General features: G+C 69.2%; 18 protein-coding genes. 11 read left to right on the forward strand and 7 right to left on the reverse strand.

Annotated features, from left to right (window positions below):
* Positions 1 to 91: 91 nt before the first annotated feature.
* Entirely contained in the window at positions 92 to 2,674 is a 2,583-nt protein-coding gene (locus E0H45_RS43665; protein ID WP_131340358.1) for an MXAN_6230/SCO0854 family RING domain-containing protein, read from the reverse strand.
* Between the two features lie 801 nt (positions 2,675 to 3,475).
* Between E0H45_RS43665 and E0H45_RS22845 the strand changes: the two genes are divergently transcribed.
* Entirely contained in the window at positions 3,476 to 4,699 is a 1,224-nt protein-coding gene (locus E0H45_RS22845) for a GGDEF domain-containing protein (RefSeq protein ID WP_238155161.1), read from the forward strand.
* Here the strand turns inward: E0H45_RS22845 and E0H45_RS22850 are convergent.
* The gene (locus tag E0H45_RS22850) at positions 4,689 to 5,663 is read right to left on the reverse strand and encodes a zinc-binding dehydrogenase (protein WP_131340362.1); all 975 of its coding nucleotides are present in this window, start codon (positions 5,661 to 5,663) and stop codon (positions 4,689 to 4,691) included. The two genes, E0H45_RS22845 and E0H45_RS22850, sit on opposite strands and share 11 nt — an antisense overlap.
* Before the next feature lie 103 nt (positions 5,664 to 5,766).
* Between E0H45_RS22850 and E0H45_RS22855 the strand changes: the two genes are divergently transcribed.
* Together E0H45_RS22855 and E0H45_RS43670 are read left to right on the forward strand one after the other, a co-directional pair.
* Positions 5,767 to 8,574 carry a DEAD/DEAH box helicase gene (locus E0H45_RS22855; protein ID WP_131340364.1) on the forward strand — a complete coding sequence of 936 codons (2,808 nt, stop codon included), beginning with the start codon at positions 5,767 to 5,769 and terminating at the stop codon, positions 8,572 to 8,574.
* Positions 8,567 to 9,823, forward strand: a complete 1,257-nt coding sequence (locus E0H45_RS43670) for an SWIM zinc finger family protein (protein WP_131340366.1) — start codon at positions 8,567 to 8,569, stop codon at positions 9,821 to 9,823. Before E0H45_RS22855 ends, E0H45_RS43670 begins: the two co-directional genes overlap by 8 nt.
* Before the next feature lie 3 nt (positions 9,824 to 9,826).
* Here E0H45_RS43670 and E0H45_RS22865 read toward each other — a convergent pair whose 3' ends face one another.
* The 4 genes from E0H45_RS22865 to E0H45_RS22880 form a co-directional block, all read right to left on the reverse strand.
* Positions 9,827 to 10,171: an iron chaperone gene (locus E0H45_RS22865; RefSeq protein WP_131340368.1), complete on the reverse strand. Its 345-nt coding sequence runs from the start codon at positions 10,169 to 10,171 to the stop codon at positions 9,827 to 9,829.
* A gap of 4 nt (positions 10,172 to 10,175) precedes the next feature.
* Positions 10,176 to 10,814, reverse strand: a complete 639-nt coding sequence (locus E0H45_RS22870) for a maleylpyruvate isomerase N-terminal domain-containing protein (RefSeq protein WP_131340370.1) — start codon at positions 10,812 to 10,814, stop codon at positions 10,176 to 10,178.
* Positions 10,815 to 11,172: 358 nt separating this feature from the next.
* Entirely contained in the window at positions 11,173 to 12,153 is a 981-nt protein-coding gene (locus E0H45_RS22875) for an SGNH/GDSL hydrolase family protein (RefSeq protein ID WP_238155162.1), read from the reverse strand.
* 53 nt (positions 12,154 to 12,206) lie between these two features.
* Positions 12,207 to 13,001, reverse strand: coding sequence for a TrmH family RNA methyltransferase (locus tag E0H45_RS22880; RefSeq protein ID WP_131340372.1), 795 nt, complete (start codon positions 12,999 to 13,001; stop codon positions 12,207 to 12,209).
* Positions 13,002 to 13,296: 295 nt separating this feature from the next.
* Between E0H45_RS22880 and E0H45_RS22885 the strand changes: the two genes are divergently transcribed.
* The 7 genes from E0H45_RS22885 to E0H45_RS22915 all read left to right on the forward strand — a co-directional run bounded on the left by E0H45_RS22885 (position 13,297) and on the right by E0H45_RS22915 (position 24,293).
* Positions 13,297 to 14,487 carry a hypothetical protein gene (locus E0H45_RS22885; protein WP_131340374.1) on the forward strand — a complete coding sequence of 397 codons (1,191 nt, stop codon included), beginning with the start codon at positions 13,297 to 13,299 and terminating at the stop codon, positions 14,485 to 14,487.
* The gene (locus E0H45_RS22890; RefSeq protein WP_131340376.1) at positions 14,484 to 15,086 is read left to right on the forward strand and encodes a hypothetical protein; all 603 of its coding nucleotides are present in this window, start codon (positions 14,484 to 14,486) and stop codon (positions 15,084 to 15,086) included. Before E0H45_RS22885 ends, E0H45_RS22890 begins: the two co-directional genes overlap by 4 nt.
* Entirely contained in the window at positions 15,079 to 15,741 is a 663-nt protein-coding gene (locus E0H45_RS22895; protein ID WP_131340378.1) for a hypothetical protein, read from the forward strand. The genes E0H45_RS22890 and E0H45_RS22895 overlap by 8 nt, the downstream gene beginning before the upstream one ends.
* Complete coding sequence (locus tag E0H45_RS22900; protein ID WP_131340380.1) at positions 15,738 to 18,848, forward strand: coiled-coil domain-containing protein; 3,111 nt, start codon at positions 15,738 to 15,740, stop codon at positions 18,846 to 18,848. Before E0H45_RS22895 ends, E0H45_RS22900 begins: the two co-directional genes overlap by 4 nt.
* A 111-nt stretch (positions 18,849 to 18,959) precedes the next feature.
* Positions 18,960 to 21,596, forward strand: coding sequence for an AbfB domain-containing protein (locus E0H45_RS22905; RefSeq protein ID WP_131340382.1), 2,637 nt, complete (start codon positions 18,960 to 18,962; stop codon positions 21,594 to 21,596).
* 1 nt (position 21,597) lies between these two features.
* Positions 21,598 to 23,400 (forward strand): glycoside hydrolase family 76 protein, encoded by a 1,803-nt coding sequence (locus tag E0H45_RS22910; RefSeq protein WP_131340384.1) that lies wholly within the window; start codon positions 21,598 to 21,600, stop codon positions 23,398 to 23,400.
* A 242-nt stretch (positions 23,401 to 23,642) separates the two neighbouring features.
* A complete protein-coding gene (locus E0H45_RS22915) occupies positions 23,643 to 24,293 on the forward strand; it encodes a hypothetical protein (RefSeq protein ID WP_130389075.1) in 651 nt (216 codons plus the stop codon).
* Here E0H45_RS22915 and E0H45_RS22920 read toward each other — a convergent pair whose 3' ends face one another.
* Positions 24,294 to 24,773 carry a P-loop nucleotide/nucleoside kinase family protein gene (locus tag E0H45_RS22920; protein ID WP_131340386.1) on the reverse strand — a complete coding sequence of 160 codons (480 nt, stop codon included), beginning with the start codon at positions 24,771 to 24,773 and terminating at the stop codon, positions 24,294 to 24,296.
* 83 nt (positions 24,774 to 24,856) lie between these two features.
* Between E0H45_RS22920 and E0H45_RS22925 the strand changes: the two genes are divergently transcribed.
* Positions 24,857 to 25,111 (forward strand): helix-hairpin-helix domain-containing protein, encoded by a 255-nt coding sequence (locus tag E0H45_RS22925; RefSeq protein ID WP_202872444.1) that lies wholly within the window; start codon positions 24,857 to 24,859, stop codon positions 25,109 to 25,111.
* Positions 25,112 to 25,247 lie beyond the last annotated feature (136 nt).

The raw sequence follows: 25,247 nt of genomic DNA on the forward strand, positions 1-25,247 counted from the left end.
TGGCTCGGCGTGCGGGGGCGAGGTGCCGTACCGAGTGCCCCGCAGTAGGCGTGGAACCATCCGACACTCCCTCGACACGCCCGAGCGCAGGTCATGGAGCGGGAGTCGTTGCCCCGAGGCTCGCCCTAGCGCGCGTGTCGGGCGCCAGGCCCGACAGCAGGTACGGCGCGTCGATCAGCGACAGGCTCGCGCCGTCGAGGAGACGCGGATGCAGCGCGTACACTTCGGCGCCCGCGCGCGGCGCGACGTCGCCGGTCAGAACCGCGACGAAATCGGCGCGTTTCGCCGCGTCCTCGTCCCAGCTCCGGTCCGGCTCCAGTCGCGCGACGACCCGCCGCGCGAACGTTGCCGGCTCCTCGGACGCGTCACGGACGTAGCCGACAACCGACCCGTCGGCACACCGCACCGCGATCTCGTCGGCCCGGGCCGCGGCGTGCCAGCAGCAGATCTCCCACAGGCTCACCCGGTCGCCCGACCCGTGCACCTCTTCCAGCGTCGCCGCCATCAACCCGAGATGACCGCCGTACCTCGCGATGTTGTGACCGTATCCGGCTGCGCCGAGGTTCACGTCGTACCAGCGCAGTTCCTTGGTCCGCAGGTCGACGCCGAACGGCATCAGGATCTTCGCCGCCCCGGCCAGGTCGAAGCGGTCCTCGACCGCTGCCGGATCGAACAGCCCGCTCGGTTGCCGCAGCACGCCCACGAAACCGCGCTCCAACTCGTCGAACGGTACGTCGTTGTAGCTGAACACCACCGGCAGCAGATAGCGACCGCCGACGCGGCGCACCGCGCGCAGATCGATGTCCACGAACTCCGTCGATCCGTCGGGACCCGGCGCCGACGTCAGATCGCCGGAATGCACCAACGCGTCCTGGTCGAACCGCAGCCGGGTGTAGTCGCACAGGCCGACGAAGGCCCACTCCTCGTCGAACACCGCCACCGACAGGTCGAGATCGATCCGCCGCCCCCGCGGCTCGACCCAGTGCAGGAACAACCGCAGCAGCTCGTCCTGCGGGATCGGCACCGCACTCCCCCGCGTCATCCGCAGCAGACTCGACGACGCGTTCCGCTCCGAGCCGGGCGCGGCCATCCGGGACAGCTCCTCGTCCAGGAACACCCGCCGCCAGCGCGGCAATCCCGTTGCCCGGCGCAACATTTCCCCGGTCAGTACGCCGGACAGCTCGACGGCGAGCGCGGCAGGCAACGGCTCCCGGTCGTCGACCGACGTCCAGATCCGGGCGGTCCCACCGCGCGGGAAGAACAGCCGCAGATCGCCGGGCGGCGTCCGGACCTGTCCCAGGGCTGCCGTGATGACCGCCGGAGAGACGTCCGACACCGCGGTCGTCACGGCGTCGACGAGCTCCGCGTGCTGCTCCGGCGGAAGCGCACGCGCCAGCTGTACAAGGCGGCGTACCAACTCGCCGGGACGCTGCCGCAGCAGGTCGAGCGCCTGCTCCGGCCGCTCTTGCGTGAAGGCGCCCTCGACGCGCGAACTGAACGTGCTCATCACGAGCCGCCCGTCCTCCAGCCGCACCAGCGGATGCCGCGAAGCCTCGCCCGCCACCGCCCGTCCGGCCGGCGTCCCGAGATCCAGATCCGTACGGCGGAGGACGGCGAACGCCAGCGCGGCGACCGGGAAGCGGGCGGCGAACTCGAACGGATGCAGGTTCTCCCCGATCCGTTTCCAGGCCCGCTCGTGGCGCAGCATGTCCTCCACCACCGTCTCGACCGGCAGCCGGTCGAGACGCTCCAGCACGAGCCGTCGAGTTGCCCGCGGCAACGACTTCCGCCGAGCGGGCGGTGTCCGCAGCCCGGGGTCGGCGTCCATCAAGGCATAGACCAGCCGCAGTACGTCGGTGGCGGTGTCGGCGCGATCGATCAGCTCGGGATCGTCGGCCAGGAAATGCGCGATGACCAGCGCACGGGTCTCCCGGACCGGAATGTCATCGGGGACCCAGGCGGAACTGGCGCCGTCGAGCAGCACCTGCAGGTCCGCGCGGTCCGCAGCGGACAAGGGTGCGCGCCGCGCCAGCAGGGCCCCGACGGTCTGGCGGACCGAGTCGGCCGTGGCCAGCGAGAGCAGCCGGAGGCGATCCGAACGGACATGCGCCTGCGGCTCTTCGGCCGGCGACGGCTTGAGGAACGGATCCTTCGGGTCGATGCGCCGCAGACACAGTGGGCAGGCGCTGAGGTCGGTGCCGTCCCAGCACGTGCGGCAGACCAGGTGCGCGCACGGGGAGACCGCGTGCACGGAGGTCGTGTCGCCGCAGAGCACGCACGGTTGCTCCGACTCCTGCAACAGTCGGGCGAAGACCCGGTTCACGTAGAAGGTCTCGGTGTTGCCCGGCACGCTCTCCGGGAAGCCGCGGAACAGCGGCGTGTGCTTGGCGTCGAACCCGGACTCGGCGTCGAGCAGATCCAGCAGCGCACTGCCGAAACCGGCCAGCGCAGGCGCCGACAGCGAGGCGCAGTGCCGGTAGAGACCGACCGAGAGCAGGAGACCGCGCTGGATCAGGTCTGCCTGGAGCGCGGACAGGCCCGCCTGGATCGTGAGCGGTCGGCGCAGCCACTGCCAGGCGGAGCGCCGTACCGGTGGAGTCAGGGCGGGGGCGTCGACGAGCCGGCGGCGGCGCAGCAGGACAGCAGCTTGCGGATCCGCTGGTTGGTCGGGCATGCCGTCTCCCCACTGACGTCCTAAGAGGGCGCCAGGGGCGGAGAGCGGACGCGCTACTTGGCCTGGTGAAGGAGAAGGAAGCACGTCCAGGAGCCGCCCCTGGCACTGAGAACGCTACCGGGCGCCACCGACAGTTTCGGAGCCCGCCGCAGCCCGCGCAGAGGGGGCACAAAGGAGAGCTCCGGTAGCAGGGTCGGGGCCGCCCCGCCCAGACCCCGCTACCGGAGATCTCCAGAGTAGAACGTTCACCCAAATCGCGCGCCACCGGGTCCCCGATTCGTTGCCGAACTGGCACTGATGGGCCGCGCCGCCGCCGGTGGGGTCACCCTCGGCAGGCACTACGCCACGGATAGTAATTGGCATAGTCCGTGGATAATCCCGGTACGGTAAATTGCCGGGCTCCCGCGTTTAAGCGGTGAACAATTTCTCTGGAATGTAAGAAATAGGTAAAGAAATACCGGCGATCACCAGTCGTTGCCGCCACCGGTGAACCAGTCATTGCCACCGGTGAACCAGTCGTTGCCGCCGAGGCGGTCGGTGCCGGTACGGACGGGAAGCGCTGAGATCTGCATGTTTTTCGACCCTTCTTGGTGCTGACCAACTGGTGGAATGGCCCGGGCATCCGGGTGACCTGACGTGAACAGGTCGTTACTATGAACGCATAACCGCTCAGATCGACCGCATGTGAGGCTGACGATGATTCTGATCGGTCGGAGCAGCTGGGTGCTACCTCGGCAATGGAAGCTCTGGTCGTTGCCGAGAACCGCGTTGGCTTATGTGGTCGCGATTGATTTGATTGCGGTGACGATTACCACACTCGCGGTCCGGAGCACGCTGAGCGGCCCGAATTCCGGGGTCCGGCATTCGGAGTGGGTGGCGTTCGCCGTCCTGGCCGTGGCCTCGACCCTGCACCTGGAGTTTGCCCGCGGAATCGAGCGCCGACGCGAGCTGGCGGCCAACACTTCGCCGCACACCAACCTGAAGTGCCTGTGGATCTTCGCGGCCCTGCTGCTGCTCCCCCTGTCGTTGGTCGTGCCGCTGGTCGTGCTGGCCTACACCTACTCCTGGTTCCGCGTGTACGGGCGGACCGTCGCGCACCGCAAAGTCTTCTCCACCGCGACGTACGTCCTGGCCAGCGCCGCAGCAGCCGCCGTGCTGCGTGCAGGCGGTCTGCTGGACGCTCCGCGCGTACCTACCGGTTTCTGGACGCTGCTGGTGGTTCTGGCCGCGGCCGCGACCTGGTGGCTGGTGAACTACGCACTGGTGATCGGAGCGATCCTGCTCTCCACTCCGGACGCCACGGCGCGTGACGCGCTCGGTGAGCTGTCCGACCAGATAGTCGTGTGCGCCGGCCTCGGTCTGGGCGTAGCGATCGCTGCGGTGCAGACGTCGTACCCCTGGGTCGTTCCGGTGCTCATGGTGACGGTGCTGGCGCTGCACAGGGACCTGCTGCTCCCGCAGTACCAGCGGGCCGCCGGCATCGACTCCACGACCGGTCTGGCCACTTCGTCGTACTGGGCGAGCGCCGTGCCCGCAGAGCTCGCTCGTGCGGACACACTGCGCAGCACGGTCGGTCTGCTGATGCTGGACCTGGACAAGTTCAAGGAGATCAACGACACCTACGGTCACCCGGCTGGTGACGAGGCGCTGCGTTCTGCCGGTGAGGCGATCCGTGCGGAGGTCCGGAACGGCGATCTGGTCGCGCGGGTCGGTGGAGACGAGCTGGCGGTGCTGCTGCCGGGTGCGTTCGAGTCCGAGGTGCTGGAGATCGCGGAGCGGATCAGAGAGCGGCTCGTGGCCCTCACGGTCTCGGTCGGTACGACGGACGGGGGTACGGCGACGCTCGACGGCGTACCGGCGTCGTTCGGCGCGGCCGTGTACCCAGCTGTCGCGAACACGATGGACCAGCTGATCCTGGCCGCCGACGACGCACTGCTGCGGGCCAAGCGGTCCGGGCGGAACCAGATCGTGGTCGCCCGCCCGAACCACTCCGAGGCGTCGGCCGAGCAGACCGTCAGCGACTGACCTCGATCAGCGCCTTGCCGCGCAGCGTGCGGTTCTCGAGCGCCCGGTGCGCGTCGGCTACGTGGTCGAGGTCGTAGACCTGGTCGATCACCGGCTTGAGATCCCCTGCGGCCGCGCGGGCGATCACGGCGGCGCCGGTGACCGACGTGGTCGTCGAGTCCGCGCGCAGATCCATGATGCCCTTCACGGTAAGGCCGCGCCGCTCGGCCTCGGCGGCGTCGTACGGCGCGAAGCTGCCGCTCGGGGCTCCGTGGGCGGAGATCCAGCCGCCGTCCTTGACCACGCTGAACGCGACCGCACCCAGCTCCCCGCCGGCGCCTTCGAACACGATGCCGGGACCTTGGCCGTTCGTTGCCTCAAGCACCAACTTCTCCCAGCCCGGTTTGCCGTAGTCGATCAGTACGTCGGCGCCCTGGGCCCGGCTGAGTTCGAGCTTCTCCTCGCCGCGGGCGGCCGCGATGACGTTGGCTCCGGCCTTGTGCGCCAACTGGATCAGCAGTAGGCCCATGCCACCGGCGGATGCAGTGATCAGGACGTCCTGCCCGGCCATCGGCGGCGCGAGTTCCTCGAGCATGAGGGCCGTGAAGCCGTCGCCGTACACCGCGACCGCGGTCCGCAGGTCGAGTTCGGGCGGTACTTCGACCAGATCGGTGGTGGTCAGGGCAAGCTCCGCATGAGCGCCGAAGGCCACGCCGCGACCGACGACGGTCTTGCCGATCCAGTCCGCCGGTACTCCCGCACCGACCGCGCGGACCTGTCCGCCGAGGTTGCTACCGGTGACGTACGGCGTCTGCACGTCGAAGAACTCGCCGTGCTGACCCCGGCGGATCGCGGTCTCGACGAAGATCACGTCCGCGATGCCGACCTCGACGAGCACCTGCCCGGCGGCGGGCTCGGGAGCCGGGACCTCGCGGGTCTCGATCACGTCCGGACCGCCGAACGCTGTCACTACTGCTGCACGCATATTCACACTCTCCGGTTGTCTACTTGAGCTACCGAGCCTGCAACCTCAACGCTGGTTCAGGTCAAGTCCGGGATTGTCGGTGGCGCGGCGTACTGTGCGGGGCATGTTCGACGCCGTCTTCGTGCCAGCCGACCCGCCGCGCGCGGGCCGGCTGGCGCTGTACGGCGACCTGGCCGGCTCGGGCGAGACCGCCAACGGGACCGTCGACCTGGTCCTCCCCCGCGGCACGACAGTCCGCCGCACCACGGTCCCTGCGCGCCTTCTGGAGATGCAAGAAGTACTGACACGCCTTGCCGAGCAGGACTCCGATCGGCTGGACGGCTCCGCCAGTTGGGCGGCGTGGCGGGCGGCTGGGCTTGCCGGGCTGGTGCTGATCGGGCGCGGACGGCTGGTGCCGGATCGGAGCCCGGAGGGGTACGGCGCCTGGCGGGTGGCGCCGCTCGATCCGCTCGACCACGCCTGGCTGCGGAACCTCAGCGCCGCAATGCCGGCGTACGGTCATGCACTGCCGCTCGACGGCACCCGGCCTGTCCGGCTGATCGAGCCGGAGCAACTGGTCCGCGCGTTCTGGGACGCGGTCGCGGACACCCTGGTCCGCACCCCGGCAGCAGCCGTCGCCGCCCGCCCCGGAGCTGCACCCTTCGCGGCCGCGGAACCCACAGCCCTCCCCGGTCCGACCGCCTGGCTCGACGAAACCGCCCTGGCCGAACAAGCCGGCACCCGCCTCGTCCTGCGCATCGAACCACCCGATTCCACTGACGACTTCCGGGCAGTTCTTCAGTTGCGGAGTGGGGTGGACCCGAGCCTGCTGGTCGACGTCGCGGACATGTGGAACGCACCGGCCGCCGTACTCACGGCCCTCGGTGAACGCGCCGAGACCGATCTCCTCCTCGCCCTCCGCCGCGGCGCCCGGGTCTGGCCGCCGCTCGGTTCGGCCCTCCGCGACGCCGCGCCGGAGGACGTCCCGATCGACGACGACGCGTTGGAAGAGCTCGCCGAAGGCAGCACCGCGCTCGAGGGCGCCGGCATCGAGGTGCTGTGGCCGACCGAGCTGTTCGCAGGCGAGCTGGCCGTTCGCGGCACGGTCGCGACGCCGACTCCCGGCGCCGTCACGGGGCCTGATTTCAGTCTGACCGAGCTCGTCGCGTTCCGCTGGCGTCCCACACTCGACGGCCAGGATCTGACCGAGTCGGAGGTCGCCGCGCTCGCCGAGGCCAAGCGGCCGATGATCCGCATGCGCGGCCGCTGGATCCGGGTCGATCACGACCTCGTCCGACGGCTGCGCAACGGCTCCACCCGCCGGCTCACCGGCGCCGAAGCGCTCGGCGCAGCGCTCACCGGGACCATCGAGGTCGACGGCGAGCTGGTCCCGTTCGACGCCGACGGTTCGCTGGCCGCGATGCTCGCCCGGCTGCGCACGGCCGAGGAGCCGGCGCCGTTCACCGAGCCCGTTGGTCTCAAGGCGACGCTGCGCGATTATCAACGCCGCGGCGTCGCGTGGATGGCGCAGCTCGCCAACCTCGGTCTCGGCGGTTGCCTGGCCGACGACATGGGCCTCGGCAAGACCATCCAGGTCATCGCGCTGCATCTGCAACTCAAGGGCCGCGGCCCGACCGTCGTCGTCTGCCCGTCGACGCTGCTCGGCACTTGGGAGCGGGAGTTCGAGCGGTTCGCCCCCGACGTACCGACCCGCCGCTACCACGGCACCGGACGGACGCTCAGCGATCTCGCGCCCGACGAGGTCGTGCTCACGACGTACGGCGTGGTGCGCCAGGACCACCGGGTGCTCGGTGAGATCGCGTGGGGCCTCGCCGTCGCGGACGAGGCGCAGCACGCGAAGAACCCGTTGTCCCGCACCGCCCGCGCCCTGCGAACGTTGCCATCAGCAACCAGGATCGCCCTCACCGGTACGCCGGTGGAGAACCGGCTCTCCGAGCTGTGGTCGATCCTCGACTGGGCGGCGCCGGGGTTGCTCGGCACACTCGACAGGTTCCGCCACGACGTCGCCGTACCGGTCGAGCGGTTCCACGACGAGGAGGCGACCGCTCGGCTCGGTCGGGTGACCCGGCCGTTCCTGCTGCGTCGGCGCAAGAGCGACCCGGGGATCGCGCCGGAGTTGCCGCAGAAGTCCGAGCACGATGTCGTCGTACCGCTGACCACCGAGCAGGCCACGCTCTATCAGGCCGTCGCGAAGGAAACGCTCGCGAAGATCGAGGAAGCCGAGGGCATCGCGCGGCGCGGGCTGGTGCTGAGTCTGCTCACGCAGTTGAAGCAGGTGTGCAACCATCCGGCGCAGTTCCTGCACGAGCCCGGTCCGCTCGAGCGGCGGTCCGGCAAGCTCGCGGCGCTGGACGAGCTGCTCGACGTGATCCTGGCCGAGGGCGAGTCGGTGCTGATCTTCAGTCAGTACGTCGAGATGTGCCGGCTGATCGAGGCGCATCTGGCGGCGCGGCAGGTCAAGACGTTGTTCCTGCACGGTGGCATCGGGGTGCGGAAGCGCGAGCAGATGGTGGAGCAGTTCCAGTCGGGCGAGGCGCCGGTGTTCCTGCTGTCGTTGAAGGCGGGCGGGGTCGGGTTGACGCTGACGCAGGCCACGCACGTCGTGCACTACGACCGGTGGTGGAACCCGGCGGTCGAGGATCAGGCGACCGACCGCGCGTACCGGATCGGTCAGGACCGGCCGGTGCAGGTCCATCGGCTCGTCACCGAAAACACGCTGGAGGACCGGATCGCCACGGTGATCAACGCGAAACGCGACCTCGCGGACGCCGTCGTCGGGTCGGGTGAGGCGTGGTTGAGCGAGCTGTCGGACACGGAGCTGACCGAGCTCGTCGAGTTGTCGACCGGCCCAGTGCGATCCGGGTCGGCGAGTGCGTACAACCCTTCTGCGGTGGGGAAATCCGATGGCTGACGAGGATCGGACGCCGTGGCAGGGGTGGCGGCGGAAGGGTGAGGACGCCGGGTTGCCGGCGGCCAAGGGCGCGGGGAGCCGACGGTCGTTCGGGGCGACGTGGTGGGGGCGGGCCTGGTTGGAGGCGCTCGAGCAGCGGGCACGGCTCGATCCGGGGCGGCTGTCACGCGGACGGTCGTACGCGCGGCGCGGCAGTGTGCTGGAGCTGACGGTCAGCCCGGGTCAGGTCGAGGCGGCGGTGCAGGGCAGCCGCGTCACGCCGTACCAGGTGACGGTCCGGATCCGTGCGTTCTCCGCGGACGAGTGGGACGCCGTACTCGATGTTGTCTCGGCGCAGATCGGGCGGGTTGCGGCGTTGCTCGACGGGGAGTTGCCGCCGGAGGTCGTGGAGGACGTACAGGCAGCTGGGCTGGATCTGTTGCCGGGCGCGGGCGAGGTGCTGACGAACTGCAGTTGCCCGGACTTCGCCGTACCGTGCAAGCATTCCGCGGCCGTTTGCTATCTGGTGGCGGATGCGCTGGACGACGATCCGTTCGCGTTGCTTTTGCTTCGCGGGCGGCGCAAGGACGAACTCCTAGCCGCCCTCCGCTCCCGCCGCACCGGCACCACCGCTACACCTGCCGCGCCCCGCACCCCAGCACCAGCAGGCATCCCAGCAATCGCAGCCTTCGCCCGCCACCTATCTACCTCCCCCGACGAGCAGGTTGTGGGTGTGGTTCCTGTGCCGGCGCCGCCTCGGCCGCTCGGGGCACCCGGCATACCGGCGGCGGTGAAGGTGCTGGACCCACCGCGATCGTCCGGGGTCGACGTACGTGATCTGGTCGCCCTGGCCACCGACGCCTCCCGCCGAGCCTGGGAACTGGCCTCGGGCGACGTCAATCTGGCCCTCACCTTCGAGCAGGACCTCGCACGCCGAGCAGCAGCTTCCCTCGGTACGCCGGAACTCGCCGACCTCGCGCACCGCGCCGGCATCTCCGCCCGCCAACTCACCACCTGGGCCACCGCCTGGCGCCAAGCCGGCCCCGGCGGCCTGGCCGTCACCGTCGACGACCCCCACGACGTCGACCCAGAAGCCCTGGCCGAAGCCCTAGAAGCCCTCCCCCAAGCCACCACCGAAGCCAACCGAGTAACCACCGCCAAAATCCAACTCCGCCTGGGCCGAGACAACCTCTGGTACCGCTTCGACAAAAGCTTCAACGACTGGACCCTCACCCACCCACCCGCACCCTCCCCCCAAGACCTCCTCTGACCTTTAGCCCCGCGCCGCGACGAAAGCCTCGGCGAGGCGGGTGATCAAGTCGTACGGGATCGGCTTGTTGAAGGGGAACTTCAGGGTGCCTTTGCCGGAGCGGTAGGGGGTCAGGGCTTTGGTCAGGGCGGGATCGGTGGGTGGGATCGGGTAGATCGCGAGGTGGGTCTTCCAGCCGCTGAAGTGCAGCAGGGAGGTGCCGTCGAGGGTGATCGTCGGCATCTGGTAGCTGATCTTCTCGCCCGCATCGGGTACGGCGGCGTGGATCGTACGGCGTACCTCGTCCAGCACCTCGCGGACCTCCGCGGGGAACGACGCGATGTACTCGTCCACGGTCTCGAACGCCATCGGCTTATCCTGCCGCTGTCAGTGGGACGAACGGCATGGGTTCGGGCTCCGGGTTCGCGTCCCAGGGTTCGTCGAGTGGGGTTGGGCGCCACTTCCAGGAGGCGGGTGCCGGTGCGCCCGCGACCGTCGTACGGCCGGTGAGTCGACGCAGCCATGGGTCGTCGGCTGCGCCTGGTTCGTGCGGGAACAGCCGCGTGAGGACGCGATCGCACAGGTCGGCGGGCGGGTCGAGCGGGCAGCCGAGGCCGTCGGTGAGGTCCTGTCCGTGGATCAGCAACTCCACACACGCCATACCGGCGAAACCCTCCGGATCACCGATCCCCCACGGATGGAAGGCCCGCGTCCCAGGCGGACTTGCGCGTACGACGGACGCGAGGATGCGCCCCGCGGCCTCGACGAAATCGAGTACGCCGGCCGGCGGAGCGAGTTGTTGCGCCTGCGCGGACCAGCGCACGTACTGCGTCCGCGCACCCACCGCGAGCTGCGACGCCCAATGCAGGTGCGCCTGCCCGATGTGCTCGGCCGTCTTCCGGCAACTCCACTCGATCGTCCCGGCCCGCACTCCCCAATCCGCATCCACCACCGGCCGCAGCGCCCCCACCACACAATCGGTCGCCACCTCGACATCGCCCGCCGTCACCACACACCGCTCCTCTCGACGCCCCCAGTCTGCGGTGCCCGAGCGCCGAAAAAACAGTCTGTTGCGCAGCGCCCGTTTTTGACATAAATAGAAGGAAGAGCCCTATCGCTGGCAGGTTGTTGAGCCGCTGGCGCGATGTAGCACGCCAGCGATGAAACAACCCGCCAGTGGCGGATCAGCACGCTGCCGGCGGCACGTGAATCGAAGGCCGCCGGATGAGCCACATCGTGCAGGAGGGGATATCCCCTCGTGTTGTGGGTTCTCCCCTGTTACACCACCGGAGAACCCACAACTGCAGGGGATATCCGTCCGTGATCGGCCAAACGCAGGGACGGTGTGCTGCGCGGCGCGTTCGGAGGGGTTAGGCGGGGCGGCGGAGGGAGGTTTGCTCTTCGAGGGCCTTGGCCAGGTGGGTGGCGATCTTGGTGTGGCCGGCGACTGTGGGGTGGACCTGGTCGGTGCAGTCGTCTTCGGTGATCCAGCCGGTGGAGTCGACGCAGACGAGGTTCGGGTCGTCGAGGGTCTTCACCGCGGCCTGGATCGTGTCCGCGTGCTTGCCGTTGAACGGGGTCAGCGACACGATCGTCGCGGACGGGTACGCCGTACGCACCCGGCGTACGTAATCGGCGTACTCCTCGAGTTCCAGCGTCGGGTCGTTCACGCCGAGGTTGATCACCACCACGTCCGACGGCTCGACGCGCTCGGCCGGTGAACCGGCGAAGTTCCACCCGAACGAGTCGACCCCGGCCGGTACCTCGCCGTTCCCCGGCTTGCTGATCCCCTGGCTCCCGAACCCGACCTGGTACGACGTGGCGCCGAACGCGCGGGCGGTCAGATAGGCGTACGACGTCGTACCGTCGGCCCCCTCCGACTCCGGGTGCTCGCTCAGCGACCGCACGCCCTGCGTGATCGAGTCGCCGTAGAACTCCAGCCGCGGACCACTCGGCCGGCCGCTGAGCCGCAACGCCGACCTCACGTCGAGCACGAGACCGGCGAACACGACCGCGCACTCGAACGGCGGATTCCACCGGTTGACGTGCTCGTTGACATCCTTCACCACCACCGACACCTGGTGCCTGCCATCGGGCGCCGACAGCTCGATGACCGGTCCTTCGAGCACATGCAGCGAAGGCTCGCCGTCGTCGACCGTGATCCACAGGTGCGGCGCGACGGTCAGCCCGTCGGTGTCGAACAACAGTTGGAGCCGCTCACCGGCGTACGAGAACGAGATCCGCGACCCGGAGTTGACGGTGATCGCCACGCCGGGCTGCTGTCCCCACTGTCCTTCGAGGACGATGCGCGGATCGGACGGGGCGACGACCTCGCCTGGCTCGAACGGCACGACAGCTCCTTCTGCTCGGTTGCCGTGCCATTCTGCCTGGCCATTCCATCGGGTCACCAACCCTCCTTCCGAGCCCGTGCCTCGAACAGCAGGATCCCAGCCGACAGCGCGACGTTCAGCGAGTCCGCCTGACCGAGCATCGGGATCGACACCGCGTCGAACCCCTCGTCGTGCCACGCCCGCGACAACCCCGAGCCCTCCGAACCGACCACGAACGCGGTCGGACCGTCGTACTGCGGAACTCGATAGGTGCCCGTCGCCGCCGGGTCCGCGAGGTGGACGCGGAACCGGTGGCTCCGCAGCCACTCGGCCGCTGACGGGATGTCGTCGAACTCCACGATCGGTGTCGAGAGGACGGTGCCGCGGCTCGCGGAGTACACGGCGGGGTGCGTCGGGCGCGCGCGGCGGCTGGTCAGGACCAGGCAGTCCGCGTTGGCGGCGTCCGCCGTACGGATCAGGGTGCCGAGGTTGCCGGCGTACTCGACGCCGTCGGCCACCAGGACCAGCGAGCGGCTGGTGAAGCGGAACGTCTGCGGCCGCCACTCCGGGACCCGGGCGATCGAGATCAGGCCGTCTGAGCGGGTCTTGCGGGACAAGCGGGCGAGCAGCTTCTCCGAGATCCGGTAGACCTCGGTGGCGCGCTCCGCGATCCGGTCGACGTCCGTCGCACCGGCCTCGGGGCACCAGAAGAAGGCGTCGATGGTGGCGGTCGTGGTCAGCAGGCGGTCGTGTTCCCAGATGCCTTCGACCATGATCCGGCCGGGTGAACCGTCCTTGCGCAGCGCGAGCAGGTCACGGACACGGGGGTGTTGAGCGCCGATAGAGCGGACAAAAGGGTGCACAGTCATGTGCAAGCTCCGTACGGAGAGAATCAGCAAGCGCGCCGGGGACCCTGCGACAGGGCCCATACCGGCGGGGCGACACCTTCAGAGGGTGCCGTGGTACTGACGCGGCCTATCGACCGCGTCAGCCAAGGATTCTCATCACACTTCGGATGGTAGGCAGCCGCGCATCCGCCGTCATCCGGTTTTCCACAGGCCGGTGGCGGGTGAGTTTTGGTCTGTCGGTGCGGGTGGTTAGAGTCCTTTCTCTGATAGCCCCGCTATCACACGGGAGGCTGCTATCACACGGGAGGGAGGGCGGATGGACGCGACACTGCTCGACGCCGAGGCCGACGCGGCCGTGCTGCGGGTCTACCGTCAGGTGTTCGCCGTGCTCGCCCGTGAGGCCGGCGCGATGATCGTCGATCCGGACCTGCTGGACGCCGACCAGGCGATCCTGGACGCGTTCGCCGAGGCCGGCAGCGACGGTCTGACCGTGGAGCAGGCCACCCTCGCCTGCCGGGCGTATCCGCACGACGTGATCGTCCGCCGCTTCGACGTCCTCCGGCAGTACGGCGCGATCACCAAACTCGTCGACCGTCCGAACGAGTTGCGCCACCGCGCCGCCTTCGCGCCGTACGTGATGCTGATGTTCCTGCGGCGGATGTCCGTCCAGGGCGGCCAGGGCGAGCTGCACCAGTTGCTCACCCTCGAGGCGCACAGCGTCAGCGACCCGCAGGCGACGGCCGACGACGGCAAGGACTCGATCGGCCGCCTGACGAAGGTCTTCCGTCTGCTCGGCAACGAGCTCGCCATCCTGGTCTCGACCAGCACCACCGCCCAGCTGCGGGAGAACGCCCAGCTCGCCTGGGGCAACGAGCGCCTGATCGAGCAGGCCGAGAAGGTGCACCGGCTGGTCCTGGACCGCTGGCCCGAGCTGCACCGCGACTGCACCTCGCTCCGGATGGCGCTGGCGGCGTACGCCGACGCTGTCCAGCTCGCCGCCGGCCGCCTGGTCGAGCGCGCCGGTACCACGCGGGCGCTCGGCCTCCTGCCCATCGAGACCTGGCTGACCTTCTCCCGGAGCAGCGAGCCCGACACGCTGGCCGCCGTACTCGACGGTCTGTTGTTCGACGCCGCCGCGCCGGACTTCTCGGCGCAGACGATGGTCGAGGCAGTAGAAACAGGACGCCGCAGCGGCACCGCCCGGATGGCGCCACCGCGCCCGACCGCCGACGCGGATGCTCCGGAGTCCGCCGCCGCGACGGACCGCGAAGACCTGCGCGCCGAGGCGGAGCGAGTGCTGGCCGGGCGCCCGTCCGTCGACATCGTCGAGGTCATCGACCAGGCGGGCGACTGGATCACCGCTCGGCGCGTGCTCGCCGAGCTGACTGCGGCGCACCTGCACGACGAGCTCGACTTCGAGCTGGTGTGGTCCGACGGCATGCGGATCGATCCCACCGCGGGTACGCCGTGGGCGACCGAGGGCGTGTTCCGCCGGGTGACCCGATGAGCACCGAAGCGGTCGAGCGACGGTTGTACAACGCGCTCTGGTGGGCGAAGGTGCAGTCCGCCGGCCCGCTCGAGGTGGACCCGGATACGCCGGCCGTCGCCGGACTCACTCGGGCAGCCGCACCGGACGGGTCAACGGTTTGGCTGGTGCCGACGCTCCCGTCGGGCGCGGGTCATGGCGTGCTCGACGAGCTAGACGCTCCCCCGGTCGCCGTCGAGCAGCCGAACGAAACGGCCCGCATCCTCGCGATCTGCGTCGCCTGCTGCTGGACCGACCGCAGCGCGCCGGCCTGGCCCGGTTCGACCGGCACACTCGCGCAGATCAGGTCCGTGTACGCCGGGATGCGCGGCCGCCCCGAGCAGTCGAGCGATCTCACCCTCATCATCGGCAGCCTGCGCCGCCTGCACGCCACGCACTGGCTCCTGTGGGACGACAAGGCCGGCGAGGTCCGCCTCGGCCCGCGCGTCATCACCTGGACCGCGGCCGACCTGTCCACCCTGCGCGACCTCTGCCGCCACCTCCCCGACCCACCCGCGGCGGTGCTGTCCACGCAACCGTCGGCAGCGGATGAGCCGCAGATGGAGGTGACGGATGACTGAGCAGCACGCGTTGTTCGACCCTCTGCTCCAGGACCTCAGCGACCGCTCCCGCGACGAGGTGCTCGCCGCGTTCAGCGCGGTGCAGTACGCCGCGCACCCGGTCGCCGAAGTACAGCTCGCCGGTCTCCGCGACGTCACGCTGCGGCGCCAGGTGCAGCGCATGCTCAAGCTCATCGGCCGGACCCTCGTCCACGTCGACGGCACCCATTGGACCGCAGGGTACGACGACGACATCACCGCCAGCCTCGTGGCGCAAGGCTGGCAGCCGTTGTCCGTCATCGACCGCGCGGTGCTGGTGCTCGTGCTGATCCACTCCGTCGCGATCCCCCGCAGCGAAGGCATCCTGACCGGCGACAGCTGGAAGTCCGCGCGACCCACCACGGTCGACGAGCTGCGGACGACCAGGATCAGCGGCGAGGAGCGGCGCCTTGCCCTGCAGCGGTTGCGCGCCGCGGGGCTGATCCAGCTGTCCGGCGATCACTCGGGTGGACCGTCGTACATCCCGGGTCCGCAGCTGCAGCGACTCACACCGGCTGCACGTCGCCGTCTGCAGGATCAGCTGATCCTCGCCGCCGCCCCGGCCAGCCCGATCGCCGAAGCCATCCGCGCTCGCAACGGCGTCCCAGTCAGCACTACTACGGGAGAAGACGCATGAGCACTGAGGACGGGCCGTTCGACATCCTGGGGTCGAAGGTGCTGCTCGGTGTGCAGGTCGTCGACCTGTCCCGCTTGTCGACGCACCCGATCCCGATGATCGGCCGCGGCCTCATCACGGTCGCCGGCCAGGGCCCGACCGACTCGAACGGCGCCGGTAAGTCGTCCTGGATCGCAGCGCTCAGCCTCCTGCACGCCGATGACCAGTGGCGCCTGACCAGCGGAGCGCCCGGCGCGGCCGAACTGCTGTTCACCGCCGAGGCGGCCGGCCAGGAAGGCAACTGGTCGAACGTTGACCGCGGCTACATCGTCGGCGTCTTCTCCGACCCCGACCTCACCGAGCTCGACGAGATCGAGGCGGCCGCGATCACCGTCTGGATCCGCATCAACCGCAAGGCGTCGTACATCGACCTTCGCTGGAAGCAGGGCCTGCACGTCCCGTACGGCGCGACCGAGGCCGAGCGGGCCGCCGGCGCCGACGCGTTATGGGCCACCCTTCCGCACTCGAACGGCCGCACCGACTTCCACGCCAACAAGCTCTCCCAGGTGCTGTACGGCGGGCAGGTCCGGTGCGTCTCGTTCTTGTCGACGTCGGTCCGTTCCAGCCCGACCGCGAACCTGCTCGCCGAGCCGCTCAACGAGCTCGGCCCGGCCCGCATCTTCAACGCGATCGCGACGCTCACCGGTCTCGACCACGAGCTCGAGCAGGAGCAGGCGCACCGTTCCGCCGAGCACACGCAGCGCGAAGCGACCAAGCAAGCGACCGCCGACCTGCAGCGCTGGGAGCAGGAGATGGCGGCCGTCGAGGCCGGCATCCTGCAGCGCGCCGCCGCGCGTGAGGCACTCGCCGCGGCGAAGGAGTCCTGGCAGGCGCGCTCGGCGCGGCACCTGATCGACGGCTCCGCGCGGAACGACGAAATCCTTCAGGAGCTGACGGTTCTCGACGAGCGGGTCGCCGAGCAGGAGGCCCGGAAGGAAGCGATCGAGGCCGACATCGATGCCTTTGGCAACGAGGAGGGCATGCTCCGGGACGTCCAGCTGACCCGCCAGGAACGGGACAAGCTCGACGCCCGCGACCGGGAGCTCGACCTGGCGCAACGGTCGGTGCGGGAGCAACTCGAGCGTCTCGGGCAGGAGCACCGCCGGCTGCTGGAAGCGGGCCGTTCGGCCGACGGTCGCGACCTGGCCGCGGCCGCCGACGAGCAGGCCGAGGCCCGCGAGGTGCTGGAGGAGCACATCGGCCGCGACCACGCCGCGCGGGTGGCGGTGGAGCACACAGAGGCCGACCTTCGAGAGGCCGAAAGCGGTCAGACCGTCTCCGCGACCCAGCAGCAGGTGCTGGAGACCGCAGGCATCGAGTGCGGCGCCCTGACCGATATCACCGAGCTGCCGGAGTCGGACCGGGCCGAGTGGGAGCCGCGGCTCGCGCCGTACCGCGAGGCCGTGGTCATCGACGCCGGTGACGCGACCGTCGCGACGACCGCGCTGGCCGACGCCGGGTACCCCGGATTCCTGCTGGTGCTGGCGAATCGCCCCGGCGCACCGAAGTCGCGCCGTGGGCCGAAGTCCGCGGACAAGCGGTTCACACTGGACGGATTCTTCGCCGCACTAGGCGAACGCGCGACCAAGGAGAACATCGACGAGGCCGCCGGCGTCGTCGCGGTTGGGCAGTTCGACGAGCCGATCACCGGCCGGACCGCGCGGATCCAGGCGGCCGGGCGTCGCGTGGAGGCTGCCAAGGCGGCCCGCGCGGTGGCATCTGCCGCGCTGGAGCAGGCGCGGTCCCGGGTCGAGCAGGCAGAGCGCCGTACCGCGGCCGCCCAGGCGCTGGCCGACGCGGACGCGGTCCAGGAGCAGATCCTGCACCTCCGCGAGACCATCGACCGGCATGAGACCGATCGGGACTCGCTTGCGCCACAACTCCAAGCAGCGAAGGAGTCCGCCGAGACCGCCGCCGGCCAGCAACTGGTCCGCGACGAACGGCTGAAGAACCTCGAAGCGACCCGTCGCGACCACGACCGGATCCTCGACGAGCTGACCGGCCGCCGCCTCGCGCTGCGCGAGGAGCAGACCACGCTCGACCTCACCACCCGGACCACGGCCTGGGGCGGGACGCCCGCCGAAGCCGAGGAGTTCATCCTCGGGCTGCCCGACGACGCGCAACGCCGTACGACGGCCGACTGGAACCACCAGGCCTGTACGCAGCTCGACGACGTCATCCGCCGCTGCTTCCCGAACGCCCGCTCGCGGGAAGAGATCCCGACCGAGCTGTGGGAGATCCTGAACGGTCCGGACGGCTGGACGAGCGGCACCCTCGGCGACCGCGTCGGCCTGGTGCCGGCGCTGCAACGCACGCTGAGCAGCCACCTCGCGCAGCACGAGACGTTCGACAGCCTGCAGCAACAGCAGATCGCCAGCCAGCGCGCCGAGCGGAACGCCGCGCTCGAGCGCGCCCGCGAAGGCCTCGGCGAAGCGGAGAGCACGGCCCGCGCCCACCGCGCGTCGCTCGCCGACGGCATCAAGGCACGACTCCGCCTGGTGTCCCAGGAGTTCGACCGCCTCGACCAGCAGTACGGCGGGTACGGCGCGAAGCTCGAGTTCCCCGAGCCCGATCCGCCGGCCGAGCCCGACAAGCCGTGGCGCTGGACGGTCACGCCGAAGTGGCGCCGGTCCGAAGGCGGCCCGTTCTCCGCGTTCAACGTCAAGGGCAACACCGCCCAGATGGACGAGAAGGCGGTGAAGCTGGTGTGCGCGGCCGCGCTCGCCGGCGGTTCGGACCGTCCGCTGCTGCTGATCCTCGACGAGCTCGGACGCAACCTCGGTTCGCAGCACCGTCGCGAGGCGGTGGCACTGTTCGAGCAGATCGGCCGCGACCGGAACATCACCGTGATCGGCGCGCTTCAGGACGACATGGAGCGGTACGCGCTGGCCTCGTCCCGGCTGTACGTCAAGCTCCGGCGCAGCTCGGACACCATGGCGTACAACCAGGCGCCGGTGGTGAAGGGCAACGAGGACAACGCGGCCCGGGTCGAGCTGCTCCGCGAGTGGATGACGTCGTACCGCGGTTCGACGCCGACGCTGGAACTGGCCTCGCCGACGCTCACGTAGTCCGACAATTTCCGACAGAAACAATCACGCGAGGTCTTGACCTGGCTCTGTGGGGCCGCATACTCACCAGGTGAGAGCGCTCTCTTCCTACCGCCCCAGGGAGATCCCCCCATGCTGTCGCGACGGTTCCTGCTGCTGACCACAGTCCTCGGCCTCTTCGCCGTACTCCTGACACCGCTCGCGGCGAGCGCGTTCACCCCGAAGCCACCACCGTTGGCCACGCCGTGGACCAACCAGGTGTCGGTGACCGATCCGCTCCCGGAGTACCCGCGGCCGCAGCTGACGCGAACGGAGTGGCAGAGCCTCAACGGCGTCTGGCAGTTCGCGCCGACGAGTGACCTCAACAACCCGCCGACCGGGACCCTGCCCGAGGAGGTCCTGGTCCCGTACCCGATCGAGTCCGCGCTCTCCGGCATCCAGCGCCACGAGAACCGGATGTACTACAAACGCACGTTCACCGTCCCGGCCGGCTGGTCGGGACGCCACGTGCAACTCAACTTCGGCGCGGTGATGTGGCAGTCGAAGGTTTGGGTGAACGGCACGCTGCTCGGCACGCACGAGGGCGGGTACGACGCGTTCTCGTACGACATCACGTCGGCGTTGCGAGCCGGGAGCAACGACATCGTCGTCGGCGTCTGGGCGCCGGTCGACACCGAGGACATCCCGCTCGGCAAGCAGCGCGTCAACCGCGGCGGAATCTGGTACACGCCGTCGTCCGGCATCTGGCAGACCGTCTGGCTCGAGCCGACGCAACCCACCTGGATCACCCGGCTCGACACGATCCCGAACGTCGCGGCCGGCGGACTGGATCTCACCGTGCAGGGATCTTCGCCCGGCCAGGCCGTCCACGCCCAGGTGCTGTCCGGCGGACAGGTCGTCGGTGAAGCGAGCGGCGTCAGCGGGACGATGGGCAACGACTCGGTCGGCGGGTACTTCGGGATGCGCTCCGTCGGTAAGGCGATGCTCGGCGGCTTCCTCCGGCCGACGTTGAACGGCAAGTTCGTCTACGCGCTCGGCACCCTCGACCAGGGATTCTGGCCGGACGGTCTCTACACCGCGCCGACCGACGAGGCGTTGCGGTTCGACCTGGAGCAGCAGAAGGCACTCGGCTTCAACATGGTCCGCAAGCACATCAAGGTCGAGTCGGCGCGCTGGTTCTACTGGGCGGACAAACTCGGGCTGATGGTCTGGCAGGACATGCCGTCGCTGGTTGCCGGACGCACCGCTTCCGCGACCGGCGAAGCGCGGTACGAGTCCGAGCTGCGCCGGATGGTCGACAACCACAAGCAGATCACGTCGATCACGCAGTGGATCCCGTTCAACGAGGGCTGGGGCGAGTTCCAGGCCGGCCGAATCGCCGACCTGGTGAAGAGCCTCGACCCGAGCCGCCTGGTCAACCACAACTCCGGTTCGAACTGCTGCGACTCGGATCCCGATCCCGGCAACGGCGACGTCATCGACGACCACATGTACGTCGGTCCTGGTATCGCGCGAACGCCGTCGACAACGCGCGTATTGCAACTCGGTGAGTACGGCGGCCTCGGATTGCACGTCGCCGGTCACGAGTGGCCGAGCGGCAACAGCTTCGCATACGAGATACTCCCGACGAGCGATGCGCTGACGACGCGGTACGTGCAGATCACCAGCCAACTGCCGGACCTGATCACCGGCTCCGGGCTGTCCGGCTCGGTCTACACCGAACCGACTGACGTCGAGGACGAGATCAACGGCTTCTACACCTACGACCGCCAGGTGCAGAAGATGGACTTCGCGCGGGTGCGGGCCGTCAACCAACAGGTCCTGGCCGCCGCCAACGGTACGACGCTTCCTCTCGGCAAGCTGGTGTCCTTCCGCGTCACTACCCCGACGTACACCAACCGCTACCTGCGACACATCGACGGCGTGGCGAACACCGAGGTCGTCGATGCCAACAGCAACCAAACACTCAAGCAGGACGCGACGTTCTGGGTCCGGCCGGGTCTGTCCAACAGCAGTTGCTACTCCTTCGAGTCACGCAACTTCCCCGGCCAGTACCTGCGCCAGCGCGACCTTCGGATCTACAAGGAAGCCAACCCCGACGCAGCCGACGCCACGTTCTGCACCCATCCCGGTCTGAGCGGCGGCGGTACGTCGTTGGAGTCCGCCGCCCGGCCCGGGTACTACCTGCGGCACCGCGACTCCGAGGTTTGGCTGGACACCGACACCGGCGGCTCGTACCGCGACGACGCGACCTGGAACCTCGTCCCGGCCTGGTGGCGCAGCGGCGCGGACCTCGCGGTCGGCCAGACCCGCACGTTCCGCGTGACCACGCCCGGCTACACCGATCGGGTACTGCGGCATCGGGACGGGCTGGCCCGGACCGACGCGCTCGACGCCAACTCGTCGCTGACGGACCGTCAGGACGCGAGCTTCGTGGTCCGCGCCGGCCTGGCCGAGAGCAGTTGCTACTCCCTCGAGTCGCTCAACTTCCCGGGCCAGTACCTCCGGCACAGCAACTACCGGCTGCAGAAGGCGTCCAACGACGGCACCGACACGTTTCGCAAGGACGCCACGTTCTGCGCCCAGCCCCCACGCGCCGGCGGGGCCGGCAACGTGTCCCTGCAGTCGATCAACTACCCGACGTACTACGTCCGGCACGCCAGCGAGCTGGTCTACATCGCCACTGTCGGCGGGGCGAACCCGTGGGACGGCGGCGGTTCGTACGACGCCGACACGACGTGGGCCGACCAGCCCGGACTCGGAGGCTGACATGCGAGTTCTTTTGACCCTCGCCCTGGTGCTGACGTTGGCACCCGCGATCCCGGCCGACGCGCAGCCGATGCAGGAGCAGGTCTGCTCGGTCTTCTGCGACACGCTCGATCCTTCGAAGGCGCAGGAGGAGACATTCCCGGTCCCGGAGAAGGTGATCAACGGGCGTCGCGTCGTACTGCACGTATCCGACAAGGACGCGATGGCGTGGGGCAGCATCGACAACGGGTCGACCAATGACGCGGTCTGGCTGGACCGCAGCTGGGACGGCGGCGCAACCTGGGACGGCCTGCTCGGCAAGGCCTCGATCCCGTCGGGGTGGACCGGCACGCGCACGCTCATGTACAACCTCGCCGACCCGGCCGGCCACCGCCGGGGTCTGATCCGCGCCTGCGGTGACGCTGCCGGCGTCGACTGCACCGCGTGGGTCCACACCGCGGTCTGCGCGGCGGCCTGCGACGGCAGCTCCGGTCCGTCCGGCGACAACCAGCCGGTGCAGTCGACCACACTGTCCAACCGGCGGATCTCGCTCCACGTCGACAATCGCGGGATGGCCTGGGGCGCTCTAGAGAACGGCACGGGAGGCGACGAGATCTGGCTGGACCGCTCCTGGAACGAAGGCGCCTCCTGGCCTGGCGGCTCATCACTCGGCCGGACCAGCGTCGCCTCCGGCGCTGGCGCAGCCACAACCCGTCTCTACGCTGTGGCCGATCCAGTCTCAAAGCTGTATGGCGGCGCAGTCCGCGCCTGCGGGCGAGCCGTCGAAGGCCAGAGCGGCAGCTGTACGGCGTGGGCACGGCCGGCCTCCGACCGCATCGGTGCAGCCGCCGACGCGTTGATGTCGTACCAGCCGCACACCGCGTGGTGGCTGTCGAGTTGGTGGAACTCCGCGGTGGCTGTGACGACGCTGATGGATTACCAGCAGCGCACCCGCCGTACCGATCTGCGCTGGATCGTGAACGAGGTGTTCGAGAAGAACAAGGGAGTGTTCCCGGCGGGCGAGAAGAGCGGTGACGCGCTCGAGGGGAACTTCATCAGCCGCGCGATCGACGACACCGAGTGGTGGGGTATCGCATGGATCGAGGCGTACGACCTGACCGGCGACCGTCGGTACCTGGATATGGCGGTCACCATCGCCAACTATGTCCAGGGCTACTGGGACACGAGCACGTGTGGTGGCGGCGTGTGGTGGGACCGCGAGCGCACGTACAAGAACGCGGTGACGAACGGGCTCTACATCAGGCTGACCGCGGCGCTGCACAACCGGCTGGCCGGCGACACCGTCTGGTTGCAGCGGGCGACCACGGGGTGGAACTGGTTCGTCGGCAGCGGGATGATCAACTCCTCGAACCTGGTGAACGACGGTGTGACCGGTGCGTGCACCAACAACGGTCAGACCGTGTGGACGTACAACCAGGGCCTCGCGATCGGCGGCGCGCTGGAGCTGTGGCGGGCCACCGGAGACAGTTCGCTCCTCGCGAGGGCTCGGCAGTTGGGTGACGCGGCGATGTCCTCGCTCAGTCCGGGCGGGATCCTCACCGAGAGCTGTGATCCGGCCGGCAACTGTGACGACAACCAGAAGCAGTTCAAGGGCATCTTCATCCGGTACTTCATGGACCTGGCCGACTCCACCGGCGATGCGTCGTACCGGACCTATACCCAGCAGCAGGCCGACTCGATCTGGCAGAACGACCGCGACTCACTGAACCGTCTCGGTCAGCGCTGGGCGGGTGGCGGCACACGTGACTGGCGCACACAGGCGAGCGCTCTGGGGGCATTGGTGGCGGCGACTCCGGGGGGCTGAGCTTGACACTTGTCCAGATTTCGATGTGTTGTTACCAAAATCGGACCCCGGTGCTGACCCGTGACCAGGGGGTGCAGCAAACTGGTGCGGTGACTTTTCCGGAGAGGCGCCGCACCTGCTCACACCGAGTAGGCGGAGCTCTGGTCAAGCGGTCGTATGACGGCGTACCGTCGCCTGCATCCGGCACTATGTCACGACCTGGCGCAGTGTTGCCGCCGCCTCATCATGATCGGAGGGCGTGAATGGCTTCCTGGCTGCTGCGCGCCCAATGGCCACATCGTGACGAGTCCGTCGAGCACCGCGCGCTCCGGGTCGGCCGGACGCTGACCGCGGTGGCGGTCGCGTTCCCGGACGTCCACATCTGGACGCAGGACGAGCGCTGGGGGTACCACGTCCTCGAGGCCGACGGCTCCACGCCGCTGCAGGAGATGGTCGAGGCGACGACGAAGGTGCTCGCGAACGGCACGAGTACGACGCGCTTGCACCTGCAGAGCACCGGCGAACTGCCGTGGCTGTTCGACCTGTCCATGGGCGGCACGATGACGACCGTCTCGGACCAGCTCACACTGCACTGGAGCGACGAGGACGCGCTGCAGCAGTCGGAACGCTTCGCTCAGGTCCTGCGCGCGGTCGTCACGATCTGGGAACCGCAGTGGGCGAGCATCGCCGACACCGAGCTCGCCGCGGCGGCCGGTGTCTTCCGGCGCGGGATCCCGATGATGGGCTGGCTCACGTACGTGCGGGGCATGGTGGCCGGCGCTCCCGGCATCGACATCACGCTCACGCCGTACGAACGTGGCACCCTTCTGCAGGCGCCGGTCTCCCCCATCGACCTCACACCGGTCCACATCTGCGCAGCGGCCGCGCTCGTCGGCATCGCGCCCGAGGAATAGCTAGTCCTTCACCACGAGCTGCCGATCCCAGCGCTGCAGCTCATCCGCAGTCGGCACCTCGAACTTGGCGCTCCACTCGGTCAGTTCCTCCCGACTCGCGCGGAACGTCGCCGGCGGCAGGTTCGCATTGCGTCGCTCAAGCCGCTCCCACAGCACCTCGAACGGCAGATCGAGTACGACGATCTCCGCACTCGCACCGAGCGCCTGCGCCCGGGTCCGGAACAGATCTCGCTCTTCCCGCGACCAACAGCCGTAGTCGAGGATCACGTCGACCTCGAGCGTCAAAGCCCTGGCCGCGACGCCCCAGAGCATCTCGGACTCCAGCACCCAGCGCCGTCCGTCGACCTCGTTCGTGTTGAACAAGGCGTCCATCCACTCGTCCGGCGTCAACCGCAGCGCTTTCCGATCCTGCTCGAGCCGTCGAGCCCAAGACGTCTTACCAGCACCCGGCAACCCAACGATCAACACCATCCCAGCCATCCCCGGAGCATAGGGCCACCACGCCGTACGGGTCGTCCGATTTGTTCAAGACCCGCACCGGCCGGATGCGGCATGGTCGAACCATGTCGAAGACCGAACTCACGAGCCTCAAGAACGTCGGACCGGCCGTCGCCGACTATCTGAGCCGCGCAGAGATCACGCGGAACGACCAGCTGGCCGGCCGGGATCCTGTCGAGATCTACGAGACGATCTGCGAACGTGACCAGCAACGCCACGACCCGTGTCTCCTGGACACGATCATGTCCGCCGTAGACCAGGCGAACGGCAACCCGCCGCGGCCCTGGTGGACGTACACGCCCGAACGCAAAGCCGGCTGATCGCAATGCCGTACAGAAACCTCAAGGCCACAAATGTTAAGGGCCACCCCTAGTGGGGTGGCCCTTAACAGTGTGAATGTCCGGCGGCGTCCTACTCTCCCACGACCTCCCGGTCGCAGTACCATCGGCGCTGGCG

The organism is Kribbella soli (assembly GCF_004331345.1).
GTDB classification, from domain to species: Bacteria; Actinomycetota; Actinomycetes; order Propionibacteriales; family Kribbellaceae; genus Kribbella; species Kribbella soli.

Bases quoted from the DNA above. Each gene is read 5' to 3' on its own strand.
- E0H45_RS43665 (WP_131340358.1), bottom strand. From the start codon at position 2,674: ATGCCCGACCAACCAGCGGATCCGCAAGCTGCTGTCCTGCTGCGCCGC.
- E0H45_RS22850 (WP_131340362.1), bottom strand. From the start codon at position 5,663: ATGCGTGCAGCAGTAGTGACAGCGTTCGGCGGTCCGGACGTGATCGAG.
- E0H45_RS22855 (WP_131340364.1), top strand. From the start codon at position 5,767: ATGTTCGACGCCGTCTTCGTGCCAGCCGACCCGCCGCGCGCGGGCCGG.
- E0H45_RS43670 (WP_131340366.1), top strand. From the start codon at position 8,567: ATGGCTGACGAGGATCGGACGCCGTGGCAGGGGTGGCGGCGGAAGGGT.
- E0H45_RS22865 (WP_131340368.1), bottom strand. From the start codon at position 10,171: ATGGCGTTCGAGACCGTGGACGAGTACATCGCGTCGTTCCCCGCGGAG.
- E0H45_RS22880 (WP_131340372.1), bottom strand. From the start codon at position 13,001: ATGACTGTGCACCCTTTTGTCCGCTCTATCGGCGCTCAACACCCCCGT.
- E0H45_RS22885 (WP_131340374.1), top strand. From the start codon at position 13,297: ATGGACGCGACACTGCTCGACGCCGAGGCCGACGCGGCCGTGCTGCGG.
- E0H45_RS22890 (WP_131340376.1), top strand. From the start codon at position 14,484: ATGAGCACCGAAGCGGTCGAGCGACGGTTGTACAACGCGCTCTGGTGG.
- E0H45_RS22895 (WP_131340378.1), top strand. From the start codon at position 15,079: ATGACTGAGCAGCACGCGTTGTTCGACCCTCTGCTCCAGGACCTCAGC.
- E0H45_RS22900 (WP_131340380.1), top strand. From the start codon at position 15,738: ATGAGCACTGAGGACGGGCCGTTCGACATCCTGGGGTCGAAGGTGCTG.
- E0H45_RS22905 (WP_131340382.1), top strand. From the start codon at position 18,960: ATGCTGTCGCGACGGTTCCTGCTGCTGACCACAGTCCTCGGCCTCTTC.
- E0H45_RS22910 (WP_131340384.1), top strand. From the start codon at position 21,598: ATGCGAGTTCTTTTGACCCTCGCCCTGGTGCTGACGTTGGCACCCGCG.
- E0H45_RS22915 (WP_130389075.1), top strand. From the start codon at position 23,643: ATGGCTTCCTGGCTGCTGCGCGCCCAATGGCCACATCGTGACGAGTCC.
- E0H45_RS22920 (WP_131340386.1), bottom strand. From the start codon at position 24,773: ATGGCTGGGATGGTGTTGATCGTTGGGTTGCCGGGTGCTGGTAAGACG.
- E0H45_RS22925 (WP_202872444.1), top strand. From the start codon at position 24,857: ATGTCGAAGACCGAACTCACGAGCCTCAAGAACGTCGGACCGGCCGTC.